An 18,745-nucleotide genomic window follows, 5' to 3' on the forward strand; every position below is an offset into this window, starting at 1 on the left:
AAATGTGGGTAATTTAGTCCGCACTCCCTTATATTTCTAATCTATTTCAATATCGTTTTCACTATATTCATTGAAATAGATAAGAAATATATGGGAGTGCTCACATAAAGTATATATGTGTTTGAATAATTTTATACGGGCTCACCTAAAATTTATAATACAAATAATAATTTAATGAAATTTGAATATTGTATAACAATACATGCAAACTATCGTTATACATTTCCACGCGGCCAGTTTTTAAGTTCTTCGCGGAGGGCTGGTAAAAGTTCTGCTTCTGGAAGTTTGCGGATGATTTCACCGTGTTTGATTAGGAGACCTTCTCCGATACCACCAGCTACGCCAAGGTCAGCTTCTTTTGCTTCGCCTGGTCCGTTTACTACGCATCCCATTACTGCAACCTTAATATCAAGGTCATCAAATTCTGTAACCATATCTTCTACTTTATTGGCAAGGCCAATTAAATCAATTTGAGTACGTCCACAGGTTGGACAGGAAACTACTTCTATGCCACCTTTTCTAAGGCCAAGTGTACGTAAAACAAGCTTTGCCGTTTTGATTTCCTCAATTGGAGCACCGGTTAGAGATACACGAATTGTATCACCTATGCCCTGCGAAAGAATCATGGCAAGACCACATGCGCTCTTAATATTTCCAGCCTTAAGTGTACCAGCTTCTGTGATACCAACATGAAGTGGATGGTTTGTCTTATCAGCAATAAGCTCATGGGCTTTGACACACATCATTACATCTGAAGATTTAATGCTGATTACAAGGTTGTCATATCCAAGCTCTTCAATGATTCTTACCTTATCAAGGGCAGATTCTACAAGACCTTCTGCTGTAACTCCGTGATATTTTTCTACTAATTCTTTCTCTAGAGAGCCTGAATTTACGCCCACCCTTATAGGAATATTTTTCGCCTTTGCTGCATCTACTACAGCTTTAATTCTTTCTTCACTACCTATATTACCAGGATTAATTCGAATTTTATCGGCACCATTTTCGATAGCTGCAATAGCAAGTCTATAGTCAAAATGAATATCTGCCACAAGTGGTATGCTAATCTGTTTTTTAATTTCGGCAATTGCCTTAGCAGCCTCCATATCAGGAACTGCAACACGAATAATATCACAGCCTGCTGCCTCAAGCTCTTTAATTTGAGCAACTGTAGCTGCCACATCCTGTGTCTTTGTGTTGCACATTGACTGGATTAATATAGGATTGCCTCCACCTATTACTTTATTTCCAATTTTTACAACTTTAGTTTCCATAAATACACCTCGTATCCCTATATTAATAGGTTTACATTAATTTCATGATATCGTTATACATTACAACTACCATTAACAGCATTAAAAGAGCGAATCCTATAAGATTAATGCTGTTTTCTATTTCAGGTTTCATCTTTTTACCGCGAATACCTTCGATTGCAAATAAAAGAATTCGTCCACCATCTAATGCAGGTAATGGTAAGAGATTCATAACTCCAAGATTAGCTGAAAGTAAAATCATCACTGACATAAGATTCAAGATTACATATTTTAAACCATCTACAATGGAAGAATCATACACATCAGAAATAACATTTACCACACCAACCGGGCCTGAGACTTCTTCAACGGATATCTGTCTTGTAAAAAGCATCTTCAAGCTCTCTAAAGTAACATATATCTGATACTTTACCTCATAGGCTCCATAAGCTATGGTAGAAAAAAATCCGACCTTTTCGCGGCCTGTTTTATTTGTGATACCAAGCATATATCTGCCATCATCTTCATTGAATTTTGGAGTAAGCGTCGTTACTTTTTTAGAACCATCTCTAAGGTATTTAACAGTGATTTCCTCACCCTTATTATGAATAAAATTATAAATGCTAATTTCATTGTAAAAATGAACATTATAGCCATTAAGTGAAAGAATTGTATCACCTGCTTGAAGACCTGCTTCTGCAGCTGGATAATTGTCTACGACTTCAGATATAACAGGCTTATCAACTCCGGCACTGGCTATAAGAACCACTGATAATACATATGCTAAAATAAAATTGAATAAAGGTCCTGCAAATACAATCTGAAACCTCTCCCACAAGGTCTTTTTGCTAAATGCTCTATCACTATCACTTTCATCATCCTCACCCTCCATTACGCAGGAGCCACCAAAAGGAAGGAGTTTCAAACAATATTTTGTTTCGCCTTTGCCCCATGATAAAATCGTCGGACCAAGACCTAAGGTAAATTCATTAACCTTAACGTTACATTTTTTTGCAAAAAGAAAATGTCCAAGCTCATGAAAAATAATTATAAAGCTAAAGATAATTATAGCTATGAGAATCTTCATAGAAGTCTACCACCTGCTCTTAATAAAATCATAAGTCATCTGTTCTGTCTCAAGTACCTGCTGAATAGTTGGATTTTCGATAAAATCTACATTTATCATTGCTTCCGAAACAATTTCAGGAATTTCAAGGAACTTAATTTTATTTTTTAAAAACATTGATACTGCTTTCTCGTTTGCTGCATTAAATACAGTTGGGACATTACCACCTGCATCCATGGCATCATATGCAAGAGAAAGTCCAAAGAATGTTTCCATGTCTGGTTTTTCAAATGTTAGTGTACCTACCTTGAATAAATCAAGAGGCTCAGCATAAAGTGTTTTACGCTTTGGGTAGAAAAGTGCATAGAGGATTGGAAGTCTCATATCCGGAGTTCCCATCTGTCCAATGACTGCTCCATCCATAAACTCAACAGCTGAATGTAAAATACTTTGTGGATGCACCACAACCTCTACCTGATTAAGGTTTACTCCAAAAAGCCATTTAGCTTCCATAACTTCAAGGCCTTTATTAATCATTGTAGCTGAATCGATAGTAATTTTTGCTCCCATCGACCAGTTTGGATGTTTTAGGGCATCCTCTAAAGTAACATTTTCAAGCTCATCTAAAGTACGTCCTCTGAAAGGGCCGCCTGAAGCTGTAAGTAAAATCTTGGATATTTTATTCTGACGTTCTCCATTTAATGACTGGAAAATTGCACTGTGTTCACTATCTACAGGAAGAATTGATACGCCCCTTTCCTTTGCAAGCGGCATAATAATATGACCAGCTGTAACAAGTGTCTCTTTATTGGCAAGTGCTATGGTTTTGCCTGCATTAATAGCTGCAATTGTAGGCTGAACACCTATCATACCAACAACAGCTGTAACCACTGTATCTGCCTCGTCAAATGTAGCGACAGCAATTAATCCATCCATGCCATAAGTAATCTCTACATCTAAATCTGAAATGCGTTCCTTTAGATCATTAGCCAACACTTCATCACCTACAGAAACAAGACGAGGTCCAAACTGTCTAATCTGTTTTTCAAATAAATCTAAATTTCTACCACATGACATAGCTACAACATCAAGCTCATCAGGATTTTGTGTGACAATGTCAAGTGTCTGGGTTCCGATAGAACCGGTAGAACCAAGAATAGCTATTTTTTGACTCATCTATATACCTCTTATACGTAAAAATAATATGCTAAAAAATAAATAATTGGTGCAGTGATAATAACACTATCAAAACGGTCTAGTACTCCACCATGACCTGGTATAAGCTTGCCGTAATCCTTTATATCGAAATTGCGCTTTATAGCTGAAGCTGCTAAATCTCCAACCATAGAAATAAGTGCACCAACACCTGAAATAACAACAAGTGGTAATATCAAAAGATTATCAATATTAAAGGCCTTTGAAATTGCCACACAATAAATGGCTGTCAAAAGCATGGCACCGACAACACCGCCAATCGCTCCTTCCACCGATTTCTTTGGAGAAAGAATTGGAGACATTTTATGTTTACCAAAAAGCTTACCAACACAGTATGCACAGGTATCACATCCCCAAGAACAAAGGAAAATAAGCCATACCACGAACTGGCCATGCTGAAGCATTCTTGTCTGATAGAGGAATGAAAGCATCACTCCTACATAAAATACTCCAAAGAAAGCTGCCATAATCTGTTGTGCATGGTATTTAGGATATGTAAAAACATATACTGCCAAAAGAAAAATCAAGAAGCCAAGCATTATTACCATTACATCTTCTACAAAATGAGCTTTTAGATTAATGTAATATAAAAGGCAGGCAAAATATCCTAATGCTCCAAGAAATGTATTTTCTATTTTAAATACACGGTTTAGTTCATAAATACCTATAAGTGAAAGAATCGTCATTGCACCAAGAAGTATTGTACCTCCAGAACAAATAAAAAACAGCGCTAAGGCTACTAGAACAATTCCGCTAATTAATCTGGTTTTAAACATATGGTGTCCCCTTTAAATACCGCCAAATCTGCGGTTTCTTTTATCATATTCCTCAATAGCCTTTTTAAGCTCCTCTGGGGTAAACTCAGGCCATGCAACTGGTGTAAAATAAAACTCTGCATAGGCCAATTGCCACAACAGATAATTAGAAAGCCTCTGCTCTCCGGATGTTCTAATCATAAAATCAGGATCAGGAATATCTTTAGTATCAAGATAACTTGAGAACAATTCCTCTGATATATCGTCAACAGAAATCTTATCATTTTTTACATCAGATGCCACATTTTTAATGGCACGAGTCATCTCGTCTCTACTACCATAATTGATTGCTATTGTAAGAGTTAGCCCCGTAAACTGTGATGAATACTCCGTAAGCTCATCTATAGCCTTTCGTAGCTTTTCATCCAGTTTTGATAAATCCCCAATGAATCTAACACGAAGATTATCCTTTTTTGCAGTCCTCATGCAAGTCTTGACATACTCTCCAAGGAGCTTCATTAATGCTTTAACTTCATCATCTGGTCTGGACCAGTTTTCAGTAGAAAAAGCATACATTGTTACATATTTTACTCCAAAGTCATGCGCAGCTCTACATATTGTTTCAACATTTTTTGCACCTACAGTATGCCCATAAGTACGTGGCATTCCCTTGGATTTTGCCCAACGACCATTACCATCTAAAATAATAGCTATATGTTCTGGTACGTTCATAAAACCTCCTATATTCAAAAAACAATGAAACAGGGCACCAAGAAGTGCCCTGCCCATCTCATTATCTTTAAACTGTCATAATTTCTTTTGTCTTTGCCTCAACAGCCTTGTCAATCTCTGCGACAAACTTGTCTGTCATCTTCTGACACTTATCTTCAAGATCCTTGATTTCGTCCTCTGAAACACCCTCATCCTTAGAATGCTTCTTTAATGCATCAATAGCGTCTCTTCTGATATTTCTGATAGCAACCTTTGCTTCCTCGCCATGCTTTTTAACGTCCTTTGCAATTTCCTTACGACGTTCCTCTGTAAGTTCTGGGAAAACAAGACGGATAAGCTTACCATCATTTGTAGGGTTAATTCCAATATCAGACATGTTAATTGCCTTTTCGATTTCCTTTACAAGAGATGGCTCCCAAGGCTGAATCTGAATAAGTCTTGGCTCTGGAACTGAAACATTAGCAACCTGCTGAAGTGGAGTTGGTGCTCCATAGTAATCAACAGTAATCTTGTCTAAAATGTGAGGATTAGCACGACCAGCTCTGATGGTAGTGAACTCACTCTCAAGATTGTTATAGCTCTTTGTCATTTTTTCTTCATAGTGCGAAAGTATATTATCCATTAGCCCTCCTTATACTGTTACAACAGTACCATTAAATTTGCCTGTTATAGCTTTAACTATTGAGTCCTCTTCATTAAGAGAGAATACGTACATAGGCATCTTCTGCTCCATAGCGATGATAGATGCAGTCATATCAACTACCTGAAGTTTCTTTTCGATTACTTCATCGATGCTAACCTCATCGTAGCGTTTTGCATCAGGATTCTTAGCAGGATCACTATCATAAACGCCATCGATAGATTTTGCAAGAAGAATGAAATCAGCCTCAATTTCAACTGCTCTAAGGACTGTAGCTGTATCTGTTGAGAAATAAGGATGACCTGTACCACCTGCGAAAAATACAACCATTCCTTTTTCAAAATACTTGTTAGCTCTATCCTTAGAGTATAGTTTAGAAACATTGCCACACTCAAATGGTGTTAAAACTGCAGTAGACATACCGACTGTTCTAAAAATTTCAGAAACATAAACACAGTTCATTACTGTAGCAAGCATACCAATCTGATCTGCCTTTGTGCGGTCAATATTTTCTGATGAACGTCCTCTCCAGAAATTACCGCCACCGATAACGACACCTACCTGTACGCCATCATCTACCAGCTTTTTAACCTGCTGCGCAACCATAATACATGTTGCTTCGTCAAAACCAAACCCTTTGTCCCCAGAAAGCGCTTCTCCGCTAAGTTTTAATAATACTCTCTTCATTAATTAAATATCCTTTTTATTTATGTAAATTATATTTAGACTGCAAAAACACTGTTAACGTCAACATCTGAGTAGCTCTGTGAGCAGAATCCTTCGATAACAGCACCATTATTGATTTGAACTGAACGAGACTTAATATTGCCCATAACTACAGCTGATGTATCTACTACTACTGGTCCGTTAACATCGATATCACCCTTTACAGCACCAGCTATAACTGCAGATGTAGCAGAAATATTACCTATAACTACAGAACCTACACCTACTTTTGCCGTACCAGATGTAATTACTTCACCTTCAATTTTAGCTGCATCAGCAAAGAACTCAGATGAAGAAGAATTTCCATTGATTTTACCTGTAACAACAAGCTTACCTTCACATGAAACATCACCGTTAATAATTCCCTGAACTTCAATAGATCCTATTGATTCAAGATTACCAGTAACCTTCATTCCACTTGTAATAAGTGCATTTTCGTTTGATGCTGTTGCTCTATTTTCGTTAGCATTTCCCATAACATCCATTGTTTTAGCCGCCTCCACTTTAGTATCTTTATTTGTGTCGAAAAATGATTTCACTTCTGCTTGCTGATTTACTGTAGCAGAAACTGAAGGCTCAGGGGAGCCGTCAACTTTTTTTGTAACCTTCTCAAGAAGGCCGTCAAGTTTATTAAGTTCAGACTCAACATCGATGTCTCCATCAAGAGTGTTAACCATAACATCCTCTGATGGCGAATCATTTCCTCCTGGGACAAGTTCATTTACTGCATCATTAAAATCTTCTTTAAAATCCTTAAAAAAACCCATTACAAATCCTCCCTAAAGTAAGTAATATTATTGAACAACACTAACGTGTTGTATAATCGTTGTGTCATCTGTGATTGGCAAAATCATGACCCCAGCGTTATTCAAAGCTTCAATCAAACGTGGTAAAGCTTCAACTGTGGTTGATTTATCCGCCTGATCATGTAACAAAACTACAGCCGTCTTGTATTTTACCACATCATTCATGACATTATCAACCAATTCATCAGCTGAAAAAGCCTTTGATGTAGCATCACCTGAAGCTATATTCCAATCATAATAAACGATGCCGTGATCATTTAAATATTTGATAAATACAGACATGCTAGTGTTACTAACTTTATTACTACTACCACCAGGAAAACGATATAATTTCGTATCCACCCCAGTAGTTTCAGCAATTAAACTATGAATTTTATTAAAGTCATCTGCAAAGGCATCTGCAGATTGATAGATTTTGGAATAATTATGACTATAAGAATGCATACCAATGCTATGTCCTTCATCAACAATGCGTCGATATACATCGCCATACGTTTCGACATCCTTACCACAGACAAAGAATGTGGCCTTTACATTGTAATCATCAAGAATATCCAGTATGGCATCAGAGTTTTCGCTAGGCCCATCGTCAAAAGTAAGATATACCTTTGGTATATCTCCTTCTTCAGCAATATTATCAATATTATCTACACGATAAACATTATCTAATGTGCTGTCATCGGCCATTTTTTCTATACCAATAACTTCATGACTGTCTCCTATCTTTGAAGATAATTCATTAATCTGCCGTTGAAGTGAAAACACTTCTATGCATAAAAAAGTCATGACAAATAATGTTAAAAGCATAAAAATAATGATGGTATAGACTATCATTTTTTTCATACGGGCTACACGCTTCCGCTTAGCGCGCTGCTTCTCCAGCCCTTCGTTTGCAATATCCAAAACTAATATCCTCCCCATATAGTTTCCATATCATTTTAACATAACCCCCAAATAAGATAAAGTGTAAAAAAAATAAAGGTTCCACAACATTAAGCTGTGAAACCTTTAATAAATTCAATGATTAATTAAGCATTCATCTGAGCTGCAACTTCTGCTGCGAAGTCTTCGTTCTTCTTCTCAAGACCTTCACCAGTCTCAAAACGAACAAATCTCTTGATTGAAAGCTCTGAACCTGTTTCTTTAGAAACCTGTTCAAGATACTTAGCTACTGTCTGCTTTCCATCCTCAGCCTTTACATAAACCTGATCAAGTAAGCAGATTTCCTTAAGTTCCTTAGATACACGACCTTCGATCATGCCGTTGATAACCTTCTCAGGCTTCTGAGATTCCTTAGGATCGTTCATGATCTGAGCAAGAAGGATTTCCTTCTCGTGAGCGATGTAATCAGCAGAAACTTCATCACGTGAAACATACTTAGGATTAAGAGCTGCAATCTGCATAGCAAGGTTTGTAGCTGCTTCCTTAGCTGCATCGCTCTCAGCACCAGCCATATCAACGATAACGCCGATACGTCCACCACCGTGTGTGTAAGATACAACAAATCCATCAGATGTAACCTTCTCGAAACGACGAAGAGAAAGCTTCTCGCCGATTGTAGCTACCATTTCTACGTGAACATCGTTAACTGTCTTTGATGAATCCTCAGCCCATGGCTGTGTAAGGAGCTCATCAACTGAAGCAACATCAGACTTAAGAATCTGGTTAGCAACCTTCTCTACGTATGTCTGGAACTTCTCGTTCTTTGCAACGAAATCAGTCTCTGAGTTAACCTCAAGAACAACTGCTGTATTGCCTTCTACTACTACTTTGCAGATACCCTCTGCAGCGATACGAGATGCCTTCTTTTCAGCCTTAGCTGCACCATTCTTACGAAGGAGCTCGAAAGCTGCTTCCATATCGCCATCGCACTCAGCGAGTGCCTTCTTACAATCCATCATACCTGCGCCAGACTGCTCGCGAAGGTCCTTTACCATTGCTGCTGTAATAGCTGCCATACTCTTATGCCTCCTGTTCTGCTTCTGCAGCTGCTGACTCCTCAGCAACCTCGTTCATTTCACCCTGCTTTGCTTCGATAACAGCATCTGCCATCTTTGCAACGATAAGCTTTACTGCACGGATAGCATCATCGTTACCTGGGATTACATAATCAAGCTCATCTGGATCACAGTTTGTATCACATACACCTACAAGTGGAATACCAAGTGCGTGAGCTTCCTGAACACAGATGTGCTCCTTCTTAGGATCAATGATGAAGATAGCATCTGGAATACGGTTCATTTCCTTGATACCGCCAAGAACCTTTGTAAGCTTCTCCTGCTCCTTCTTGAGCTGAGTAACTTCCTTCTTTGGAAGAAGATCAAATGTTCCGTCAGCTTCCATCTTCTCGATTTCCTTAAGACGTGCAATTCTTGTCTGAACTGTCTTAAAGTTTGTAAGCATACCACCGAGCCATCTCTCGTTAACGTAGAACATGCCACAACGCTCTGCCTCTGTAGCGATAGCATCCTGAGCCTGCTTCTTTGTACCTACGAAAAGGATTGTACCACCCTGCTGTGCGATGTCGAAGATAACATCGTAAGCATCGTCTACCATACCTACAGACTTCTGAAGATCGATAATGTGGATACCATTACGCTCTGTGTAGATGTATGGAGCCATCTTAGGGTTCCATCTACGTGTCTGGTGACCGAAGTGAACACCAGCCTCAAGTAACTGCTTCATTGAAATAACACTCATTTTAATACCTCCTGGTTTGTTCTTCCGCATAATTCTCCCTGACAAAAACCCGACCTACTGTAGGCTAGGAACCATTGTCAGTCCTTATGCGTGTATAATTATAAACAGCTCTTAAAATCTATCATAAAAATACAGAAAAATCAACAGTATATTTATTCTCCTGCCTTTGGTGTTACTGGTTTTTTAGGTGCCTCCTCCGGCTTTGGAGTTTCTGGTAATGTGGTTGTTCTTATTTCTTTATTTGCAAGTAGCGCAACTATATCATCATAGGAACTTCCTGTTGGGATGTAGAAATTTCCAGTGCTGATAGCATTATCAAGATCTAATTTATTTAGATATTTATTAAATTCTCTTTCCGAATCAACAAGTCCTGCTTTTTTGAGATTTTTGCATATTGTTTCAGAAGATTCTCCGCCCTTAATTCTAAAAGGAACATATGTTACAGTTGTATCTGCAGATTTCGTATCATCCGAGGCATCACTTAGAGCTTGTTCCAATGTATATTCATCAGACGATTCGGACTCCTTGGTGTTTTCCTCCACATTTTCATTAACGCCCGTTTCTTCAGATTCCAAAGTAGTATCTGCGACCTCATCTTCCAAGGCTGATTTTGCAACTACTTCATCCGAGATACTTACCTCTTCCTCAGGCATAATCATTCCAAGGGAAGTGGCTCTTTCTATTATTTCTTCATCTGAAAGATGCTCTTTTGTAAGTGTCCCCTTGCCAAAATAAAAACTAATGGTAAGTATCAATGTGGCTAAAGTTATACCTATTCCAATGCCCCGTAAATAATATTTAAATCTCATACCATTCCTCTCCAAAATTTAAAGTCTATTTTGCCACTTCTCGTTCCTGATATAATCCAAGTACAAACTTTACCTCGCCCAGGCCTCGTCCAAGTTTTTTAGCGATTTCCAAATCTGTCAGGCCTTGGTCCGCAAGTGTAAGAATTTCCGAATTATCATAAGATTTAAGAGGCTGATCTTCCTGAGCATATTTCTGGGCCATTGCCTCCGTGAATGAAACCGTTTTCTCTATAGCTTCTGCAGGCTTGATGGCTTCTTTAGATTCCGAAATTACAGCATCCTGTTCTTCCAGCTCAAGCTTTTTCCTCTCAAAGGCCTTAATATCATCCTCAAGTTGAAGTTCTTTATCTTTTAAAAGACCAATTTTTCTGGAAACCGAAGCATCTAAGGCAAGCAGCTTTTCTTCAACCTCAGCTAACTTTTTAGTCATCTCGACAGCCTCTTTTTGCTTTTCATTTAGCATAGAGTACATAAATGTAATTTCTTTATGTGATTTATCAACTGCCTCCAAAACTGAATCGGAATACTCACTAATTTGCATTATTTTTGAATTAGTCTCCTTGTCAGTTCTTCGGTCGAGCTCCTCCATTGCATCATTAATAGTGGCTGAAAGCTTGTCTTCCGTTTCCACCTTTGCATCAGCCATTTTTCCCTTAATAATTTCTTCAATTTGTTCTTTTGTAAGTTTGTTTAAATTTTCTTTGTCCTTTGAAGATAATCTTTCGGACACGAAAAAGCTCCCAATACACAGGCCAATGCCAATGATTAGGAGCACAATTTCAAGTATTGTCATTATAGTCCCCCATTAAATCCTCATATCAAATGACGTTGTGTGCTTTTCTGTCACACTGCCATCGGGCCGCTTTTCGTCGTCTTTCTTCTTATTAAGAAGTTTACGCTTTTTGTTACCCTCGTAGCCTTTACCATTGCCCTCTCTATCGTACCGTTCATCCTCACGATCAGCCTTGTACGTATCATTCACCTGTTTGGACTGCTGTTCCTGTTGTTTGGCAACAGTGTGAGTTAGATTTTCCTGCTGAAGCATTGGTTTTTGGTCTTCGTTAGCTTTGGCATGACTAACTTCATTTGTATTTTGAATCATTCCATTAAAATTCATTGGACTGATAGACATAACCCATCCTCCCTATATGTCAGCTGTTTGTCAGTATACCCATATATTCTCCAAGAACAGACCTCATTTTCTGAAGAGCTTTGGTGTGAAGCTGAGATACTCTCGACTCAGAGACCTCTAAAGCTGCACTGATTTCCTTTAATGTCATATCCTCATAATAATACAAAAGAATGACCTGCTTTTCTTTTTCTGTAAGCTTTTCTAAAGCTTCTTTTAGTTTTTCAGAAAGCTCTTGCTTTGAAATATTGTCCTCAGGTTGAATAAAATGTGAGTTATGTTCTGCCTCCATAACCGGTTCTGTGCCCGATTCAACGAATTCATTAAGAGAAACCACGTTTGTTACATTTAACTGTGATTGCCATTTTAAATATTCATCAGGAGAAATTTTTAGTTCAGCTGCTATGTCTTCCTCAGAAGCACTATGGCCCGTTCGAGCTTCGATAGCTTTGATTGCATCATCTATCTGACGCTGTCGCTGTCTGATAGTGCGAGGAATCCAGTCCATTTTGCGAATCTGGTCCAAAATTGACCCACGAATTCTAAGACTTGCGTAAGTTTCAAATTTGACATCCTTTGCCAAATCGAATTTGTCGATGGCATCGATAAGTCCAAAAATTCCATAACTACACAAATCCTCATACTCCACTGTATTTCCTAAATACATACAGAGTCTGCCGGCAACTATCTTCACTAGCGGCGCGTATTCAAGAATAAGTTGTTCCCGAAGCTCAGGAGTGGGACTTACCTTGTATTTGTCCCAAAGCTTCTCCTTGTCAACTGCCTTCATTTATGCCCCCTTAAAAATATGGCCAAAATCAACTAATTACCCCTCCTGTGATTTTACGGCCTCTTCTTCCTCTTCAGTCAATTCGCCATCCTCCCCAAGGTTGTTTTCACCCAGGTTCTCAGCGTCCATAGAAACTGGCGGTTCCAGTGTTCTAAAAGAATAATCCAAAATAATTTTGATAACTGTTCCCATAAACATAAATACGAGAACCACTATAAATAATCTCCTAACGAAGATGGAGAAATCTACCCTTTGAAAGATAGACACAACACAAGAAATAAACGCCGCAGCCAAAGTAATAACTATAGGTACAGGCTTTGTGTTTATCTTCCTTGATTCCATTTTAACCTCCATCCAATTTAGATAATCTTAACAGGTTTGCCAACTGCCTTAATATAATACTCACCTGATTCACTATATAGCTCAACTGTTCTACCGTAATTCAAGCCACAATCTTCAGCAACAAGTCTAATTCCAAGTTGCTTTAATTTTGCTCTGCTGGCTTCGGCATTTCTCTCACCTACATTGATGCCTGTTGCAGCTGCTCCAGGCATCTCAAACATTTTAGCTCCACCTGCAATCTTTGCTACAAGCCTGGCCTTGTTTGCTCCCGCTCTAATCATATCATCATAAAGCTTTTGAATACCTGTATCAGCAAACTTGGCAATATTTGAATTGTTTCTGATAGCCTTGCTATCAGGTAGCATTATGTGAGCCAATCCGCTTATTCTAGTAGATGGATCATATAGCGCAATTCCAATGCATGAGCCCAAACCAATAGTAGTCAGTGCATCAGGAGCTTTACATATTTTAAGATCAGCCATTCCGACTTTAATCATCTGCCCCATATTCCACACTCCTTATACTGGTATACCAAGTGCCGATAAAATCTTTGCATACGAATCCTCCTCAGGCATCAAAATAAAATGTCCTTTTATGCCCAATTCATCAGAGAATTCTGTATTAATCATTAATGCATTATCACCAAAAATACCAAACTGAACAGCCGGAACAGAAAGAATAGCTGCTGCCATATCAACAGCCACAAATGGTACAGACGGTGCTATTGTAAGGTTAGTAAGTCCCGATAACGCAGACAAATATGAACCTGCAATAATATTTCCAACCTCTTTAATTGCTGACAAATCCATTTCATCAAAAGGCTCACTATAATCTTCAGGTCTCATCATAAGCTTATTTACAATATGATGAGCTGATGTCATATCCATAAGGAACATCATCGAGCCATCTATATCTTCTTCAACGCCTAACATGATACCTACTATTATTTCGTCCTCGGCGCCTATAGCTCCTCCTAACTCTTCAACTGGAAGAAAAGCTACCTCTGGGACGCTCATATCAATCCTAAGGCCAAGCATATTGGCGATGGCTGTTGTAGCATTACCAGCGCCAATATTACCTATTTCCTTGAGGACGTCAAAATATTTTTCGTTGACTTCATTCAGTGTGAGCATATAAACCCTCCATTATGAAGCTTCGCTCTCTCCAATAATTGAACTGATTTCAAAGATGGAAATAAGCTCATCCCCATTCTTTCCTACGCCATTAATAAATGAATTTTTACTCTTTAAGGTAGATGTAGGTGTCTCAATATCGTCCTCAGAGAGAGAAAGCACTTCTTTAACCTCATCAACAATAACCCCCATAAGTCCACCCTGCTCAAGCTTTAAAATAATAATTCTTGAGGCATCAGTAAACTCATCATCATCTAAATCCATTCTTCTGCGAAGGCTCATAACAGGAACAACCTCACCACGAAGATTGATAACACCGCGATAATATGCAGGTGCCTTTGGAACACGTGTTATCTTGCTCATACGAACAATATTATCAATATAGGAAATATCTATACCATAATGCTCGCCACCAATTTTAACAACGATATATTGTTTTTTCTCTTTTTCAACTACATCATAAACAGCTAAATCTGACATGGACTCACCTCCTGCTAAATGACAGCATTGACATCAAGAATCATAGCAATCTCACCATCACCAAGGATTGTCGCACCGCTAATGAGCTTGTTATTGTCAAGCTTACCAAGTGACTTAATAACGATTTCAAGCTGACCAATAAGGTTGTCTACGATAATACCGCCAAGAGTATCACCCTTCTTGCAGATAACAACTGTCATGGTATCTTCGGTTGATTCCTTTGGTTCAAAATCAAGAATTCGATCAAGATGTATAAGTGGAATAACCTGTCCTCTAAGGTGAATAACCTCTTTAGACTCAACATACTTAATTTCTGAAATTGGTATATTTTCAATGTTCATAATTGAAGCAAGGGCTATTGCATATTTCTCATCACGAATTTCAACCATGAGGGCCTGGATGATAGCAAGTGTAAGTGGAAGTCTTACTGTAAAGGTAGAACCTTCACCCATTGTAGACTTAACTGTTACATCGCCGCCTAATGCTTCAATATTACTTTTAACAACGTCAAGACCTACGCCTCGACCAGAGATATCTGTAATCTGTTTTGCCATTGAGAATGATGGCATGAACAGGAAGTCGATAATTTCTTTCTGTGAAAGATTTTCAGCCTCTTCAGGGGTAACAAGTCCACGCTCAACAGCCTTGTCACGAACCTTATCTGTATTGATACCGCCACCATCATCACCAACTTCGATAATGACATTGTTGCCTTCCTGGAAAGCGTTAAGGAAAATTGTTCCCTTTTCTGGCTTGCCGGCAGCACGTCTATCCTCAGGAGATTCGATACCATGGTCAGCTGAGTTACGAAGCAAATGCTGAAGTGGATCACCAAGCTGATCTACTACTGTTCTATCAAGCTCGGTATCCTCACCAGTCATGACAAGTTCCATAGGCTTATTAAGCTTTCTGTCAAGATCTCTAATCATACGAGGGAACTTGGCAACAACTGATTCAATAGGAACCATTCGAACCTTCATAACAGATTCATGAAGGTTTGTGGTAATTCTTTCAAGATACTCTATATTCTCATGTAAGGTCTGGCCATCAATCTCGCCAGAGCTATTACTCTGAGATGCAAGTGAGTTCTTTGCAATAATAAGCTCTGATACCTGATTCATCAAAGCATCAAGCTTTTCTATATCAACACGAATTGTACGTGAGGTTACAGGCTTGTTAGCAGGCTGGTTACCCTTGCCGCCAGATGCCTTTGCAGCAGGCGCTGCTGGAGCTGCCGGTGCCGCTGGAGCCGCTGGGGCCGGTGTTGGAGCCGCAGCTGCCGGAGCTGGTGCTGGCGCTGGTGCTGCTTCCTCTTTCTTTTCATACATTTCCGGTGTAACCTTATCTGCCTCAACAGATTCAATCTCCGAAACAGCTTTAACTGCCTCTAAAATAGGAGCTAATTCTGATTCAGATGAAAGGATAAATGAAAAGTCAAATTCGAAATTCTCATCTTCAATATCGCCAGAGGATGGATTGAAAGCCATAATCTGGCCAAAATCCTCCACTGCCTTGAATACAAGAAATGCTCTTGCTGCTTTAAGTAAACATTCCTTGTTAATATGGATAGTAAATCCATAGAGCTGCTTTTCACCTTTAAGCTTTTCGCAAAGCTCTGGGTCAACAGGAATCTTCTTATATAAAGGTCCATCGCTATCATCTGCAGCTGCCTGTGCGTCTTTTCCTTCAGCTGGTGCCTCAGCGGCGCCCTCTGCTGGAGCCTCGCCACTTTCTGCCTGATTCAGATAGTCGTTAAGAAGCTTAATGAGGGCTTCGTTGTCCTCTTCGCCTTCATTAGATGTTGCCTTTACTGTGTCAAGATAACCCTCAATGGCATCTAAGCACTTAAAGAGAATATCAATAAGTGCAGAATTCACATGAACGTTATCGTTACGAACTTCCTGGAACACATTCTCCATATCGTGGGTAAGATGCTGCATGCGCTTAAATCCCATAGTTCCAGCCATACCCTTTAAAGAGTGGGCTGCACGGAAGATTTCATTTACAACATCCTTATTTTCAGGATCCTTCTCCAACTCCATAATATTGTCGGAAAGGCTCTGAATATGTCCACTTGTCTCATCGATAAAGATATCCAAATATTGACTTACATCCATACCCTACTAACCTCCAAGTCTTTTAACAATTGAATTAGCAACCGATTTAAGTGGTACCACCTCATTGGATAGTCCACCTTGTTCTACAGCTTTAGGCATACCATAAACTACACAGGTAGATGCCTCTTGCGAAATAACGTAAGTCCTTTTGTATTGATTCAAGTATCTAATTCCTTCGGAGCCGTCAGCTCCCATTCCTGTAAGCACAACACATATAATTTCGTCGAAACTGGAATTTTTTAGTGACCTGTACATAACATCTGCACAAGGCTTTAGACTGTTTACAGGAGGACTGTCATCCAAATGACAGTATGCCGCGTGACTTCCGTCTTCGCAGATTTCCATGTGCTTACCACCTGGTGTAACATAAACTGTTCCAGGTTTGAAATATTCTCCATCTTCAGCTTCCTTGACAGCTACTGCTGAAATCTGATTCAATCGGGATGCTAAAGATGCCGTGAACCCCTCCGGCATGTGTTGTACCAAAACAAGCGGTACAGAAAGTGTGGCCGGAAGCATTGGAATAAAGGCATGTAAAGCTTGCGGCCCACCTGTTGAGCAGGCAAGGGCAATAAGCTTTTTGGTTCTGACACCGGTGCCTCTAGGTGTTGTAGTAGAACTTATAGTTCTACCTTCTGGCCTGGCCGGTGTAGCTGCCTGAGTGGTTTGTGACAACGTGCTTGAGGTGCTACCAGTAAATGGTCTCCTCTCTGGCTGTGTCATAGTTCTTTGTCCAAAGGTTGTTTGAGTAGTCGAACTGGTTTGCGCACTACCACGTCCGGTACGAACCTCCTGAAGCTTTTCCCTAACACTCTCCATCCTTGCCTGGGTGGATTTTCTTGCTTCTTCAATGGCTCGCATATTGCTACTAGAACTTCCCCTGACTGGACCGATACGTTTAAAGGCTGTCTGTTTTGTAACATTGTGCAAAACAGTCTTTAGAGATTTTGAAAAAGCATCTCTGGTATCAGCACCTGATCTAAGGGGCTTGACCACGAAATCCAACGCGCCATATTCCATGGCTCTCATGGTTACGTCTGCGTCCTCTTTCAATGAAGAGCTCATCAGAACAATGTTAAATGGTATCTTTTCCTCACAGAGTCTAGCCATAAGGTCTACGCCAGCAAGCTTTGGAAGGACCATATCTAACACCACGATGTCATATGGATTGTTTTTTATTTTGTTGTAAGCATCTTCGCCGTCTGCACTAACGTCTACTACACGAAAATCGTTATCTGCGTTAATAATATCACAGACAACTCTTCTCATAAGTGCAGAGTCATCAACAACTAAAATCTTATACATTCTCTATCCTTGATCCTTCTTCCTGATACGCCGCTCCTCGTCAAAAATGTACTTAATTATTGTCTCTCTATCCTCTGGCTCTTTAAATAGAAATTCTATTCTATGCTCATATATCCGCTTTTCTGTTTTATACTCACTTCTAACACGTTTTGCTATCGCATTTATTGTATGATTGATGGTGTTAGAAACCAGCTTAAAACTCACATACATATATCTTTCAGTTATAACATCTAAATCCGAATTAAATTTAGCGCCTCCCCCACTAATATCTAAAATTGTACCTGAGACAGGAATACCATAAGTATTTCCATATCTTTCCAAATCAGCTTCTACAAGTTCCATATTTGGAAGAATTGCCACTTCTTCCGGAATTGGTAAAACCATTATTGGAATCAAGCATTGAAGACGATAATAATCTCTTCTTTGAACCTTTTTTAGCCCATTCATAGGTTCAAGTACATAAACAGGATAATTCTCCAATCTGCCGCGCTTTGTGATTACGCCGGTAAGCTGAAACAATCCTTTTTTCGTGTTAAAGATAGCATTAAAAGGAACATCCATAGGTATAGTAACTATATGTCCCTTTCTTGTTGGAATATGGAATATCACTTCTCCTTTTTTGGTAATCCCAAAAACACTGGAAATATAAACACTCCTGTCATCCTCTATGTTATTTTCAATATCAGAATTTGTACTGGCAAACTCGAATTCTATCGGTGTACCAGGTCTGAGATCAAAAACCTCCAT

General features: G+C 39.1%; 22 protein-coding genes. All 22 read right to left on the reverse strand.

Annotated elements, in window-relative coordinates; translation table 11 throughout:
• Positions 1–215: 215 nt before the first annotated feature.
• Entirely contained in the window at positions 216–1,274 is a 1,059-nt protein-coding gene (ispG, locus tag BLV53_RS01560; protein WP_090296139.1) for a flavodoxin-dependent (E)-4-hydroxy-3-methylbut-2-enyl-diphosphate synthase, read from the reverse strand.
• A 31-nt stretch (positions 1,275–1,305) separates the two neighbouring features.
• Complete coding sequence (gene rseP / locus BLV53_RS01565; RefSeq protein WP_090296141.1) at positions 1,306–2,340, reverse strand: RIP metalloprotease RseP; 1,035 nt, start codon at positions 2,338–2,340, stop codon at positions 1,306–1,308.
• A gap of 6 nt (positions 2,341–2,346) precedes the next feature.
• Positions 2,347–3,495: a 1-deoxy-D-xylulose-5-phosphate reductoisomerase gene (locus BLV53_RS01570; RefSeq protein WP_090296144.1), complete on the reverse strand. Its 1,149-nt coding sequence runs from the start codon at positions 3,493–3,495 to the stop codon at positions 2,347–2,349.
• 11 nt (positions 3,496–3,506) lie between these two features.
• A complete protein-coding gene (locus BLV53_RS01575; RefSeq protein WP_090296147.1) occupies positions 3,507–4,310 on the reverse strand; it encodes a phosphatidate cytidylyltransferase in 804 nt (267 codons plus the stop codon).
• A gap of 12 nt (positions 4,311–4,322) precedes the next feature.
• Positions 4,323–5,021: an isoprenyl transferase gene (locus tag BLV53_RS01580; protein WP_090296149.1), complete on the reverse strand. Its 699-nt coding sequence runs from the start codon at positions 5,019–5,021 to the stop codon at positions 4,323–4,325.
• A gap of 67 nt (positions 5,022–5,088) precedes the next feature.
• Positions 5,089–5,643: a ribosome recycling factor gene (frr, locus tag BLV53_RS01585; protein ID WP_090296152.1), complete on the reverse strand. Its 555-nt coding sequence runs from the start codon at positions 5,641–5,643 to the stop codon at positions 5,089–5,091.
• 9 nt (positions 5,644–5,652) lie between these two features.
• Positions 5,653–6,348 (reverse strand): UMP kinase, encoded by a 696-nt coding sequence (gene pyrH / locus BLV53_RS01590; RefSeq protein WP_090296156.1) that lies wholly within the window; start codon positions 6,346–6,348, stop codon positions 5,653–5,655.
• 35 nt (positions 6,349–6,383) lie between these two features.
• Entirely contained in the window at positions 6,384–7,154 is a 771-nt protein-coding gene (locus BLV53_RS01595; RefSeq protein ID WP_090296159.1) for a polymer-forming cytoskeletal protein, read from the reverse strand.
• A 27-nt stretch (positions 7,155–7,181) separates the two neighbouring features.
• Positions 7,182–8,114 (reverse strand): polysaccharide deacetylase family protein, encoded by a 933-nt coding sequence (locus tag BLV53_RS01600; RefSeq protein WP_090296161.1) that lies wholly within the window; start codon positions 8,112–8,114, stop codon positions 7,182–7,184.
• Positions 8,115–8,221: 107 nt separating this feature from the next.
• Positions 8,222–9,151: a translation elongation factor Ts gene (gene tsf, locus BLV53_RS01605; RefSeq protein ID WP_090296164.1), complete on the reverse strand. Its 930-nt coding sequence runs from the start codon at positions 9,149–9,151 to the stop codon at positions 8,222–8,224.
• 4 nt (positions 9,152–9,155) lie between these two features.
• Entirely contained in the window at positions 9,156–9,893 is a 738-nt protein-coding gene (gene rpsB / locus BLV53_RS01610) for a 30S ribosomal protein S2 (protein ID WP_090296167.1), read from the reverse strand.
• 152 nt (positions 9,894–10,045) lie between these two features.
• Complete coding sequence (locus tag BLV53_RS01615) at positions 10,046–10,702, reverse strand: endolytic transglycosylase MltG (protein WP_090296170.1); 657 nt, start codon at positions 10,700–10,702, stop codon at positions 10,046–10,048.
• 25 nt (positions 10,703–10,727) lie between these two features.
• On the reverse strand, positions 10,728–11,432 hold the full coding sequence (locus tag BLV53_RS01620; RefSeq protein ID WP_139298913.1) for a DUF6115 domain-containing protein: 705 nt from the start codon (positions 11,430–11,432) through the stop codon (positions 10,728–10,730).
• A gap of 75 nt (positions 11,433–11,507) precedes the next feature.
• Positions 11,508–11,834, reverse strand: a complete 327-nt coding sequence (locus BLV53_RS01625; RefSeq protein WP_090296175.1) for a hypothetical protein — start codon at positions 11,832–11,834, stop codon at positions 11,508–11,510.
• Positions 11,835–11,853: 19 nt separating this feature from the next.
• Positions 11,854–12,621: a FliA/WhiG family RNA polymerase sigma factor gene (locus BLV53_RS01630; protein ID WP_090296178.1), complete on the reverse strand. Its 768-nt coding sequence runs from the start codon at positions 12,619–12,621 to the stop codon at positions 11,854–11,856.
• 36 nt (positions 12,622–12,657) lie between these two features.
• On the reverse strand, positions 12,658–12,963 hold the full coding sequence (locus tag BLV53_RS01635) for a hypothetical protein (RefSeq protein WP_090296180.1): 306 nt from the start codon (positions 12,961–12,963) through the stop codon (positions 12,658–12,660).
• Positions 12,964–12,980: 17 nt separating this feature from the next.
• A complete protein-coding gene (locus BLV53_RS01640) occupies positions 12,981–13,469 on the reverse strand; it encodes a chemotaxis protein CheD (protein ID WP_090296184.1) in 489 nt (162 codons plus the stop codon).
• Between the two features lie 12 nt (positions 13,470–13,481).
• Positions 13,482–14,096 (reverse strand): chemotaxis protein CheC, encoded by a 615-nt coding sequence (locus tag BLV53_RS01645; protein ID WP_090296187.1) that lies wholly within the window; start codon positions 14,094–14,096, stop codon positions 13,482–13,484.
• A gap of 12 nt (positions 14,097–14,108) precedes the next feature.
• Entirely contained in the window at positions 14,109–14,576 is a 468-nt protein-coding gene (locus tag BLV53_RS01650; protein WP_090296189.1) for a chemotaxis protein CheW, read from the reverse strand.
• A gap of 14 nt (positions 14,577–14,590) precedes the next feature.
• Positions 14,591–16,693, reverse strand: coding sequence for a chemotaxis protein CheA (locus tag BLV53_RS01655; RefSeq protein ID WP_090296192.1), 2,103 nt, complete (start codon positions 16,691–16,693; stop codon positions 14,591–14,593).
• 6 nt (positions 16,694–16,699) lie between these two features.
• Positions 16,700–17,998: a chemotaxis-specific protein-glutamate methyltransferase CheB gene (gene cheB / locus BLV53_RS01660; RefSeq protein WP_090296194.1), complete on the reverse strand. Its 1,299-nt coding sequence runs from the start codon at positions 17,996–17,998 to the stop codon at positions 16,700–16,702.
• A 3-nt stretch (positions 17,999–18,001) separates the two neighbouring features.
• Positions 18,002–18,745 (reverse strand): flagellar brake protein, encoded by a 744-nt coding sequence (locus BLV53_RS01665; protein ID WP_090296197.1) that lies wholly within the window; start codon positions 18,743–18,745, stop codon positions 18,002–18,004.

It is taken from the genome of Pseudobutyrivibrio sp. ACV-2 (genome assembly GCF_900107545.1).
Classification (GTDB): Bacteria; Bacillota; Clostridia; order Lachnospirales; family Lachnospiraceae; genus Pseudobutyrivibrio.

Bases quoted from the DNA above. Each gene is read 5' to 3' on its own strand.
- ispG (WP_090296139.1), bottom strand. From the start codon at position 1,274: ATGGAAACTAAAGTTGTAAAAATTGGAAATAAAGTAATAGGTGGAGGC.
- rseP (WP_090296141.1), bottom strand. From the start codon at position 2,340: ATGAAGATTCTCATAGCTATAATTATCTTTAGCTTTATAATTATTTTT.
- BLV53_RS01570 (WP_090296144.1), bottom strand. From the start codon at position 3,495: ATGAGTCAAAAAATAGCTATTCTTGGTTCTACCGGTTCTATCGGAACC.
- BLV53_RS01575 (WP_090296147.1), bottom strand. From the start codon at position 4,310: ATGTTTAAAACCAGATTAATTAGCGGAATTGTTCTAGTAGCCTTAGCG.
- BLV53_RS01580 (WP_090296149.1), bottom strand. From the start codon at position 5,021: ATGAACGTACCAGAACATATAGCTATTATTTTAGATGGTAATGGTCGT.
- frr (WP_090296152.1), bottom strand. From the start codon at position 5,643: ATGGATAATATACTTTCGCACTATGAAGAAAAAATGACAAAGAGCTAT.
- pyrH (WP_090296156.1), bottom strand. From the start codon at position 6,348: ATGAAGAGAGTATTATTAAAACTTAGCGGAGAAGCGCTTTCTGGGGAC.
- BLV53_RS01595 (WP_090296159.1), bottom strand. From the start codon at position 7,154: ATGGGTTTTTTTAAGGATTTTAAAGAAGATTTTAATGATGCAGTAAAT.
- BLV53_RS01600 (WP_090296161.1), bottom strand. From the start codon at position 8,114: ATGGGGAGGATATTAGTTTTGGATATTGCAAACGAAGGGCTGGAGAAG.
- tsf (WP_090296164.1), bottom strand. From the start codon at position 9,151: ATGGCAGCTATTACAGCAGCAATGGTAAAGGACCTTCGCGAGCAGTCT.
- rpsB (WP_090296167.1), bottom strand. From the start codon at position 9,893: ATGAGTGTTATTTCAATGAAGCAGTTACTTGAGGCTGGTGTTCACTTC.
- BLV53_RS01615 (WP_090296170.1), bottom strand. From the start codon at position 10,702: ATGAGATTTAAATATTATTTACGGGGCATTGGAATAGGTATAACTTTA.
- BLV53_RS01625 (WP_090296175.1), bottom strand. From the start codon at position 11,834: ATGTCTATCAGTCCAATGAATTTTAATGGAATGATTCAAAATACAAAT.
- BLV53_RS01630 (WP_090296178.1), bottom strand. From the start codon at position 12,621: ATGAAGGCAGTTGACAAGGAGAAGCTTTGGGACAAATACAAGGTAAGT.
- BLV53_RS01635 (WP_090296180.1), bottom strand. From the start codon at position 12,963: ATGGAATCAAGGAAGATAAACACAAAGCCTGTACCTATAGTTATTACT.
- BLV53_RS01640 (WP_090296184.1), bottom strand. From the start codon at position 13,469: ATGGGGCAGATGATTAAAGTCGGAATGGCTGATCTTAAAATATGTAAA.
- BLV53_RS01645 (WP_090296187.1), bottom strand. From the start codon at position 14,096: ATGCTCACACTGAATGAAGTCAACGAAAAATATTTTGACGTCCTCAAG.
- BLV53_RS01650 (WP_090296189.1), bottom strand. From the start codon at position 14,576: ATGTCAGATTTAGCTGTTTATGATGTAGTTGAAAAAGAGAAAAAACAA.
- BLV53_RS01655 (WP_090296192.1), bottom strand. From the start codon at position 16,693: ATGGATGTAAGTCAATATTTGGATATCTTTATCGATGAGACAAGTGGA.
- cheB (WP_090296194.1), bottom strand. From the start codon at position 17,998: ATGTATAAGATTTTAGTTGTTGATGACTCTGCACTTATGAGAAGAGTT.
- BLV53_RS01665 (WP_090296197.1), bottom strand. From the start codon at position 18,745: ATGGAGGTTTTTGATCTCAGACCTGGTACACCGATAGAATTCGAGTTT.